We start from the raw sequence: 741 nt of genomic DNA on the forward strand, positions 1-741 counted from the left end.
ACGGTGGAGTTCAACACCGACATCTTCACCGAGCGGACGATCGCCTCGGTCATCCAGCGGTGGCGCCGCCTGCTGGAGACAGCCCTGACCGACCCGGACCAGCCGATCAGTGACATCGACCTACTGACAACCACCGAGCGCACCGCACTCCTCCACCAAGGCGACCCCACTACCGCCCACCCCTCACCCGCCACCACCACCCTCCCCGCCCTCCTGACCGCCCAAGCCGCCCACACCCCCGACGCAGCCGCCGTGGCCTACGACGGCGATGTCATGACCTACGCGGAGCTCGATGCGCGAGCGAACAGGCTGGCCCGTGTGCTGATCGCCCGGGGAGCTGGGCCGGAGCGCGTGGTGGCCGTGTGCCTGCCCCGAACCACGGAAGCGGTGGTCGCGCTGCTGGCCGTCCTCAAAGCGGGCGGCGCCTATCTCCCGATCGATCCCGCGTACCCGGCTGAGCGGATCGCGTTCATGCTGGGCGACGCCGGGCCGGTCGTGGTCCTGGCCGACTCCGACACCGTACGGCTCCTGCCGTCGTCGTCGTCGCCGCCGTCGTCGCCGACCCCGACCTCCGTCCCAGCGCCGGTGTGCGTACTCGACTCCCCGGACATGGTGCGCGCCCGTGCCGAACAGGACACCACCCCCGTGGCAGACGGTGTGCGGCGGGGGGCCCGCACCCCCCGAAACCAGGCGTACCGCCTCTAAACAACAGGGTGCACGGGCATTCCCAATGGGGTGGCG

General features: G+C 71.0%; 1 protein-coding gene. It reads left to right on the top strand.

The features are described 5' to 3' along the window. Window positions 1-273: 273 nt before the first annotated feature. Entirely contained in the window at window positions 274-705 is a 432-nt protein-coding gene (locus ACFXB5_RS51390; RefSeq protein WP_385222455.1) for an AMP-binding protein, read from the top strand. Window positions 706-741: the final 36 nt, after the last annotated feature.

The organism is Streptomyces sp. NPDC059455, assembly GCF_042750115.1.
Classification (GTDB): domain Bacteria; phylum Actinomycetota; class Actinomycetes; order Streptomycetales; family Streptomycetaceae; genus Streptomyces; species Streptomyces endocoffeicus.